The sequence below is a fragment of the Bacteroides timonensis genome (genome assembly GCF_000513195.1).
Classification (GTDB): Bacteria; Bacteroidota; Bacteroidia; order Bacteroidales; family Bacteroidaceae; genus Bacteroides; species Bacteroides timonensis.
Genome location: NZ_CBVI010000030.1, coordinates 18,840 through 28,328, shown reverse-complemented (window position 1 = coordinate 28,328; position 9,489 = coordinate 18,840). Strand labels below are relative to the sequence as shown.

At 43.9% G+C, this 9,489-nt stretch carries 8 protein-coding genes; 7 read left to right on the top strand and 1 reads right to left on the bottom strand.

What is annotated here, in order from left to right; translation table 11 throughout:
• Positions 1 to 517: 517 nt before the first annotated feature.
• Entirely contained in the window at positions 518 to 1,426 is a 909-nt protein-coding gene (locus BN161_RS07745) for an Rpn family recombination-promoting nuclease/putative transposase (protein WP_044264627.1), read from the bottom strand.
• A gap of 202 nt (positions 1,427 to 1,628) precedes the next feature.
• Between BN161_RS07745 and BN161_RS07740 the strand changes: the two genes are divergently transcribed.
• From BN161_RS07740 to BN161_RS07710, 7 genes are all read left to right on the top strand, one after another.
• Complete coding sequence (locus tag BN161_RS07740; RefSeq protein WP_044264618.1) at positions 1,629 to 3,509, top strand: tetratricopeptide repeat protein; 1,881 nt, start codon at positions 1,629 to 1,631, stop codon at positions 3,507 to 3,509.
• A gap of 149 nt (positions 3,510 to 3,658) precedes the next feature.
• A complete protein-coding gene (locus BN161_RS07735) occupies positions 3,659 to 4,051 on the top strand; it encodes a DUF3244 domain-containing protein (RefSeq protein WP_044264617.1) in 393 nt (130 codons plus the stop codon).
• Positions 4,052 to 4,131: 80 nt separating this feature from the next.
• Complete coding sequence (locus BN161_RS07730; protein WP_044264615.1) at positions 4,132 to 4,395, top strand: hypothetical protein; 264 nt, start codon at positions 4,132 to 4,134, stop codon at positions 4,393 to 4,395.
• A 12-nt stretch (positions 4,396 to 4,407) separates the two neighbouring features.
• Entirely contained in the window at positions 4,408 to 6,606 is a 2,199-nt protein-coding gene (locus BN161_RS07725; RefSeq protein WP_044264613.1) for a peptidase domain-containing ABC transporter, read from the top strand.
• Between the two features lie 20 nt (positions 6,607 to 6,626).
• Entirely contained in the window at positions 6,627 to 7,766 is a 1,140-nt protein-coding gene (locus BN161_RS07720) for a putative HlyD family type I secretion protein (RefSeq protein ID WP_044264611.1), read from the top strand.
• Between the two features lie 8 nt (positions 7,767 to 7,774).
• Positions 7,775 to 7,987: a hypothetical protein gene (locus BN161_RS07715; RefSeq protein ID WP_044264610.1), complete on the top strand. Its 213-nt coding sequence runs from the start codon at positions 7,775 to 7,777 to the stop codon at positions 7,985 to 7,987.
• A complete protein-coding gene (locus BN161_RS07710; RefSeq protein WP_044264609.1) occupies positions 7,980 to 9,476 on the top strand; it encodes a radical SAM/SPASM domain-containing protein in 1,497 nt (498 codons plus the stop codon). Before BN161_RS07715 ends, BN161_RS07710 begins: the two co-directional genes overlap by 8 nt.
• Positions 9,477 to 9,489: the final 13 nt, after the last annotated feature.

Here is a 9,489-nt window from a genome sequence, read left to right as displayed (position 1 = left end):
TAAATGGGGTTATAAGTGACCCTGAACCTATTTTGACCCCTAATAAGCCTTTTATTGGTCTTAATATTGTTATACTTTTTCAAGAATAGTCTGCGAAAAATAATACGGTAACCCACCCAGAAGCCTTAAACGGAACATAACAAGCAATGTCATGATGCAAAACTAGCAATATTCCGCATTACAAGATTGCTAGTTTTGCATCATGACATTGCTTGTTATAGTTATTGGATTTAAACAGAACAAAAACAGTGACGACAAAACACTTGTCAGCACTTATCGTCACTGCTATCAGCACTGATAACATGCTATATATCTACCTCTTACTTCAAGAGTGACGATTTGAATTAAACACGCATTCATTGTGCAGCTCAAGGCTGAAAGCCTTTTATCTTATAGCCCAAAGCAACGTACCAGGCAGGTTCATGTCTCTGTCTCTACGCCGGAAAACAGAACGTCCCGCCTGCTTTTCATAAAACGAAAATCGGGCGAGACGAAAATGAATAGTATCTTATGCTATTTATAATTCTTCTATGTCTTTGAGGGGTAAACCCGTCACCTGATGGATGACCTCAGAGGAGATATTCAAAGATTTCATTGTTCGGGCGTTCTCTATTTTCTCTTCCTGTCTGCCTTTCTGCATGCCTTCCTGTCTACCTTCCTCTCTACCCTCTTGTCTGCCTTCCTGTCTACCTTCCGCTGCCGCCGTACTCAGCACATCATTCTGAATCATCACGGCATTGATATGCTCGTCATACGCCAGTTGTTCCGCCCTGTCCATATTATAATAAATCAGTTTGCGGCGTGCCTCTTCCAGTCCGGGAGCTTTCGTGTCGGGGCGGATGATACCGGTTTTCAGATACTCTATCCATTCCTCAAGCGGGGTGACGGCCACCTTGTTGAACTCATTCACACGAATCAGGAAGTATTCGGGGAAGATTTCGGCAGGCAGCTTGCGCACGATGGCGTCCTTCTCTTTGGTAGTGACCTCCAGAAAATCGCCCGTATGCACGCCCACAAAGGAGTTCTGACCGTGGTACAAGTAATCGTTCCCCTTGCCGATGTCGAAATAGAGAATGCTGATGGAGTACACTTTCTTCACTTCCGAGTAAAGTTCTCCTAGTTCGATATGCTCCGTGATGGCCTTGGCAACGCCGAAGAGGATACGCTCCAGATAGTATATTTCGCGCGTGTTCTGCACCTCAACGATGATGATTTCATCCTTGCTATTGCGCGCCTTGATGTCCACACGGTTGAACTTCTCGCTTTCACGTTGCTGGTTGCCCTCGCTTTCCAGTATCTCGACGATGCGGATAGGCTCGCCCAGCAACACGGTGAGGAAGCCTTCGAGTACGCCGAAGTTGGCTTTGTTGCGTAGCAAGCGCTTCACCGCCCAATCAAAACGTATATATTTGTCTTTCTGTTCCATGACTTCTGTTTTTTTCTGCTTACGCACAAAGGTAAGCATTATTTCTGTTTCCACCGTGTCGGGAAGTGATTATTTGTTACCCCATGGTAAACGATTCATTAGACATCTCAAAAAAAAATGAAGTGACGAACAAAAGAATGTAGTACAACATTTTGCTTTTTTCAAGAAATAATTTATTTTTGCTTTCAAATAGATTACTACTATGTTCTTATCTAATAAATATATTATTTGTATCTGGGGGATTTTACTTGTACTATCATGCACAAACACCCACACGGAGTCTTCACCAACTCTACTTCCTGAACTGGCGGAAGCAGAAAATTGTATGTATGCATATCCCGATAGCGCACTACATATTCTTGAAAAAATGACACCACCCAAGGCCGCTGATAAATATCAATATGCTACGTGGTGTCTGCTACTATCGCAAGCGAAAATAAAGAATTATGTAGAACTGGAATCTGACAGTTTAATATCAATTGGTTATAAGTATTTTCAACAACAAGAAAATCCACAAAGGAAAGCACTTGCGGGCTATCTGGAAGGTATATACTATAATGATGAGAAACACGACGCTGAAACTGCTTTGAAATATTATTTAGAAGCTGCTACAGAAATAGAAAAGACGAAAGATTATCAATTGGCACATTTAATATATGCCGGAATAGGAGACATATATGTATATCGCTCTTTAGTAGATTATGCAATTACTGCATTTCAAAAAGCTTATGACTTTGCAAAGTCATCAAATAATAAAGTATACATTTCATCTGCTTTATCATACTTAGGTAGAGCATATTCTATAAAACCAGATGTGAACAAATCCATTAGCTATTATAAGGATGCATTAGATATTGCAAGAAAAGCAGATGATAAAATCTCAGCTACTATTGCATTAAATGAACTTGCAGTTGTTTGCGCAGCATATTCAAAAGATTACAAACAAGCTCTTGAATATGCCTTAGAAGCATTACATATAAATAAAGATAAAGAATCCCTGCCAAACTATCTAACAGTGGGAGATATCTATCGTCAGCTAAAAATGAATGACTCCGCTCAATACTATCTTGACAAAGCCGCCACTTCAGATAATATATATACGGTATGTGGTGCATATCAATCACTGTATTATTTAAACCGTACTACTCCTCAAAATTATGCCAAAGCTATGACATATTGTGATAAGTTCTACACATGCATAGATTCAATTACCAAAATAAAACATGGCAAAGAAATCATAGCAATGAAAGAGAAGTATGATCATGAAAAGCTACTGAACGAAAAAAAGACATTGCAAATAGAAAACGAGAAGATTATACGGAACAGCTTATATATTCTATTATTTATAGTAATAATCATAGCATGCCTCATTTTCCTCTATCAGCGTAAGTTGATACAAAAAGAACGTACCATCCAGATGCAGGAAGAACAGCTTCGCATCTACAGTCTGCAAATACATGAAAATGAAATGCAAATGGCGCAGAATAGAGTACATATAATGCAACTCTCTGAGCAGTTGGCTGCAAACGAAGGATTGCATGAGACAATGATGGAACAACAAAACGGATTGGATGAACTCAAAAGAAAGAATGAGAATCTACAAAAAGAAACCATTCTACTACAACAGAACATGGCGGAATATTCACAAGATATGCAAGGAAAACTCAAAATGCAATTAACGTCTTTCGATGTTATGGCAGAAGAAAATTCACGCTTGCGTAACCGTGAAGAATTCTTGTGCAAATTACTAATTCCATATATCAAGCCGTTGGATTCTCTCATAAAATCACCCAAACAACTCACAATCGTTCAATGGGCGGAAGTGGAAGAAAATATAAATAAGCTATACAACAACTTCACTCTCCGCCTAAAAGAACAATTCCCATCGTTCACCAATAATGACCTGCAAGTATGTTGCCTTATTAAGTTGCGCATTTCTGTATCCAACATGGCAGAGATACTGAATATTTCTCCGGCTTCTGTCTCTAAACGGAAACAACGAATAAAAGAGCAGATTATAAAGGAACTTGGAAACAGCTTCGACAAATCACAGCTCATTGATATCTGGATATGGGAGTATTAAATCATAGCATGTCCAGATTCGAATAAAAGTTTTTTCATACTTTTCTATTTATTAGCGAGTTATCAAGATCAACATGTCCATATTGTGTCCATAATAATTCAATAATTAACCGCTAATTTTGTTTTCAGAAAATCAAAAGACAATCAATTATGAGAAACTATGTATGTTATTTATCAATCTGCATGTTCTTTATTATAAGTAGCTTGCCAACGCAGCCAATACAGGCAGAAATCAGAGGTTCTTATACTGAGTCAGAGGTCGTTTTTGAAGGCAAATGGATGTCAAAAACAAGAAGCCTCTCTCCCATCCCCTTCACCGCCTCCATCAGCAGCAACCAACTAACTTTGAAATGCACCTCCCCTAACTATGACGTAAACATCACTATCGTCAACGCCAATGGCCAACCCGTATGGCAACGTGATTTTACAGCTCCCGAAACATCTTTTGTTTCTATTTCTCTCGACAGCTTACCTCAAGGTAGTTACACTATCGAAATCAGCAACGATTACGGTGGTTACTTGCAAGGTATATTCCAGCTTTAACACAAAAAGGAGAGGCTAAGATTCAGCCTCTCCTTTTTCTTTCCCTTTTCCCTTAATAACAACTCTAAAACACACCGATTATGAAAAACGTCGACCTACAGAAAATCATTTATATGAATACGTTGATTGCACATCGACGTACAGGCACCCCTGAGAAATTTGCAGAAAAGTTGAATCTATCCCGATCCGCCCTCTTCGAGTACCTAACCTTCCTGCGCAAAGACTTGATGCTGGATATACTCTATAACTGCTATAACCAGACATACTACTACGGAGAGAAAGATTTCTGCACTTTGATGGGTGGAAAGTGTTGCAACAATTGCCAGCAATTTCAGAATCAATAAAACCAGCCTACTATGAAATTCCCCTTCTATAAACAGTTGGACGGTATGGACTGCGGCCCCTCGTGCCTGCGAATGATTGCCCGATACCACGGAAAGAAATTCTCCGTGCAGCAACTGCGCGAGCAATCGTTCATACAGCGCACCGGAGTCAATATGCAAGGCATCAGCGAAGCCGCCGCCAGCATAGGTATGCGTGCCACAGGCATACGCACCACCCTCGAAAAACTGAAGCAACAATCCAAGCTGCCTTGCATTCTGCATTGGAATCAGATACACTTCGTGGTGCTCTACAAAATCGTTCAAAAGAAAGGGAAAACTTATTTCTATATTGCCGATCCGGCTTACGGCTTGCTGAAATATGAAGAAGAGGAATTGAGGAAATGCTGGATCAGCACCACGCAAGGCGGCATAGAAAAAGGCATAGCCATGCTGCTCGATGTCACCCCGCAATTCTACGAAACAACACCCATCAAATACGAAGGCATATCACTGTGGCATCTGCTGCGCTACGTACATCCTTACCGTAAAATGATAGTCCAACTGATAGTTGGCCTTCTGGCAGGCAGTGTATTGCAACTCGCCTTCCCCTTCCTCACGCAAACCATCGTAGACCAAGGCATCGGTCACCGCAACCTCAACTTCATCCAACTCATACTGGCTGCACAACTCATGCTGGTGTTCAGCCGCACGCTGATCGAAGTTATCCGCCGCTGCATCCTGCTGCACATCAGTACACGCGTCAATGTAGCCCTGATATCGGACTTTCTCGTCAAGCTGATGCGCCTGCCCATGCGCTTCTTCGACAGTAAGCTGGCAGGCGACCTGATCCGCCGCATCGAAGACCACAAACGCATAGAAATGTTCCTCACCCAGTCCGTGTTGAGCATCTTGTTTGCCACCATCACCATCATCATCTTCGGTGCAGTGCTTGCCGTGTACAACCTGAAAATATTCTTCCTCTTTCTCCTCTTCAGCATCCTCTACGTCGGCTGGGTGAAACTGTTCATGCGCAAGCGCGCCGACCTCAACCGGAAAAACTTCGAGCAAATGTCCGTCAATCAGGACAACCTGATGCAGATGATATACGGCATGCAGGACATCAAGCTGCTGGGGTGCGAACAACAGAAAAGATGGGAATGGGAGAACATACAGGCTTCCCTGTTCCAAATCAATATCAAGTCGCTCAACCTGGGACAATGGCAGCAAGTGGGCGCCGTGCTCATCAATGAAGTGAAAAATATACTTATCACCGTACTATCTGCCACTGCCGTACTGAACGGCGACATCACACTGGGTATCATGCTGTCCATACAATACATCATCGGGCAGATGCAGGGTCCGATAGAGCAATTCGTATCCTTCATGCAGCAGGCACAAGATGCACAGCTCAGCCTGGAACGTCTGGGTGAGATACACAGCAAACCCAATGAAGAGGAAGATGGTCAGGAAAATGCGGAACAAGTAATGGGTAACCAGCCCATACAGTTGCAGAATGTATTCTTCACCTACGGCTCGGAGAAATCGAAGAAGATTATCAAAGGAATATCGCTGGATATCCCCGCAGGAAAGACGACCGCCATCGTAGGGCTAAGCGGAAGCGGAAAAACAACCCTGATAAAGCTGATGCTGGGATTCTATCCGCCCACAGAGGGAAAGGTGAGCATAGGCGGACAGTCATTGCAAGACCTCAGCTTCAAGCAATGGCGCAAGCATTGCGGAGTAGTAATGCAGGAGGGCTTCATCTTCAATGATACCATAGCCAACAACATAGCCCCCGAAGATGACATCGTAGACAAGAAGAAGTTGATCTATGCCGTAGACATGGCCAACATACGCAGTTTCATCGAAAGCCTGCCCTTGAAGTACAACACCCGCATAGGCAACACCGGACAAGGATTGAGCCAGGGACAGAAACAGCGCATACTGATAGCCAGAGCCATCTACCGCAACCCCGATTACCTGTTCTTTGACGAGGCAACCAACGCACTGGATACGGATAATGAGAAAACCATCCAACGGAATCTGGACCAGTTCTTCAAAGACCGCACAGTAGTCATCGTAGCCCACCGCCTCAGCACCGTGAGGAATGCCGACCAAATTGTGGTACTGAAAGATGGAAACATCACCGAACAGGGCAACCACGAAACGCTGATATCCCGTCAGGGAGACTACTACGGATTGGTGAAAAACCAACTGGAACTGAATGCTTAATACAAACAAAAAAACACCTCATGGAAGAAATCTATAAACCGGAAAACAACGAGGCCGACAAAGTGGAACTGTACAGCCGCGAGAACAACGACATACTGGGCGATATGCCCAACTGGCTGATACATACGGGAAGCCACATCATCTACGGGTTGATAGTACTATTGATAACCTTCGCCGCCCTGTTCTCGTATCCGGACACTGTGAGGACAGGCATAGCCATCGACGACCTATCGAAGACAGCATGGATAACGGCAAACCAATCGGGGATAATAGACCGTTTCTTCGTAGAAGACCGGCAAAAGGTGAAACTCAACGACACACTGGGCATTCTGCGCAACACAGCCTCCATGCAGGATGTGAAAAGATTCTGCCGGGTACTGGGAGACGTGGAAACATATTACCGCACCAACGACATAAAATATCTGAACAGTTTTCCATTCGACCTCATCATGGGAGAAATGACCGGTGCTTACGGGCAGTTCACAAATGCCGTGCGCACCTGCCTGATTTATGACGAATTTGACATATTCCGGCAAAAGGAAGGATTCCTGAAAGAGGAACTGGCATTGCTGAATAAGCAGCCGGAAAAGAATGAAATGAATATACTGAACACCAGACGGCAGCTATTCGACCTGAGAATGGAACACAAAAAGGAAGTAGCACTGAACCGGAGAGCCTTGGAACTGGCATACGAGAACATGATAAACAGCCTGAAAATATGGGAAGCCAAATACTTAATTAAAAGCAGCAGCAACGGAACGGTGATACTGGGAAAAAGCTGGGGGATAAGCAATGTGATAAATGAAGGCGATACGGTTTGTTCTGTGATATCAGAACAAAAGGGGCAACCGATAGGACGCATCAAACTCTCACAGGAAGATGTGGCGGAAATAGCCCCCGGCGATAAAGTGAACATCGAGTTAAGCAAATATCCGGCACATACTTACGGGTATCTCACCGGTGAAGTAGCTTCAATAGCGTATGTGCCCTACAGCAAAAACTACGCAGTGGAAATCAATTTCCCCTATGGACTGAATACCACAACCAAAGATGAAATAGAGTATGAGATAGGTCTCTCCGGAAAAGCCGAAATCATCACATCGGACCGGAGCATACTGAGCCGCATATTCACCCCGCTTTATCAATTAACCTCTAAATAATCAACATCATGAAAACCAAAAATTCCGCTAAAGGTGACAACCAACGTCAGGGAACACCTCAAGATGAGAAATACTCTCAAGAAGAATTGCTGAATATGAACGAATTGTTCGACCTGCAAGGTGGCATAGACGACAAGCAGCAGGGAAGTTGCGGGCTGGGATGCTTCACAGGTGCTACTTTCAATGAAAGCACCGGCGACAAATCCATCAGGGATGAGTGATGTCTATGTGCTCAATCCTGATTACGGGCTGAGAGATGATATACATCGTTTCATTCTATTTTCCAAAGCAAACCGAAAGGGAAACGCTTCACCGAACTGGATGTCGTTCATACATCCTGCCCATGCAGCCATGCTCAGCTTCTTCACGCACGAACGAAGCCTGAATGAGAACTGGCCATTGCTGGCTCTCTTCTTTCACTGTGACGCATCGAAAGCGGAAAGGCTGATACGTCCTTTTATGGAGAATCGGAAAGCATTCTTCACGACATGGCACGGAAAGAGAATCTGTTTCCCCAGGCAATTGATTATACCTGTGGAAAAGGCAGGAACGGGATACCGTTTTCAGAAATTACCGCCCTGCAATCCTACAGGAATGACCGTCGACACGTGTACCAGACGGTTATATTCCGGTCCATTGCTATTGACACTGATGCTGACCAACCGCTGTATGACGCACTGCCGGTATTGCTACGCCGATACCCGCACGCAAGTGCAAAACAGGTTGCCCACCTCCCGCATTTTAGAATTGGTACGGGAAGCGGCAGAACTGCCTGTGCAGCAAATCAACCTGATAGGCGGGGAAATCTTCCTGCATAAGGATTGGGATATCATTCTGGCGGAACTGGTAAAGCACGGTATAGAACCGGAATTTATTTCTACCAAAATACCGTTTACCGCAGAATGTTTGCGAAAGCTAAAACAAACCCATTATAAGAATCTGATACAAGTATCACTGGATGCCATTAACACAACTGTATTGGTACAATCTTTATCCGTCGACAGTTCCTACGCCTCAAAAATGATGTGTGGACTCCGGATACTGGATCAAAGCGGGCTGCCTTATCAGGTGTCTTCCGTCCTTACCACCTACAATTGTGATCCTCAAATCCTGACTGATTTGTTCCGCTTTCTATCCACATTGAAAAACCTGCATGACTGGCGCCTTACACCTGTCAGCAATTCCACAACAACAGAGTATCCAAGTTTTGCGAATTTAAAACCTTCCCATCAGAAGATCAGTGATATTTTCAGATTTCTGCGGGAAGCGGTCGTACCCAATGCGCATTTCCGGATTATCCTGAACCAAAGTGCCATAGAAAAGCAATATTATACAGATGAGGGAGGAAGCATGCACTTCAACGGCGCTGTCTGCTCCGCGCTGAATAGCCATTTATTTATTCTTCCGGATGGAAAGGTTACTATCTGCGAACAACTCTACTGGAATCCCCGGTTCATCATCGGGGATGCTAAGAAATCCGGCTTAAAAGAGATCTGGCAGTCTCCGGAAGCATTACATCTCTGCAACCTTTCACGCAAAGACCTCAGCAAACAAAGCAAATGCAGAGCCTGCACCTATTTTGAAGAATGCTTCGGATATGGAAATCGATGTTGGAGTGACATCATCAAAGCATACGGTAAAGAGTGTTGGGACTATCCGGACCCGAGATGCCGCCTTGCTCCGGAAATGAAAAACCGGCTTGACTACTGACCACGAAAAAAGG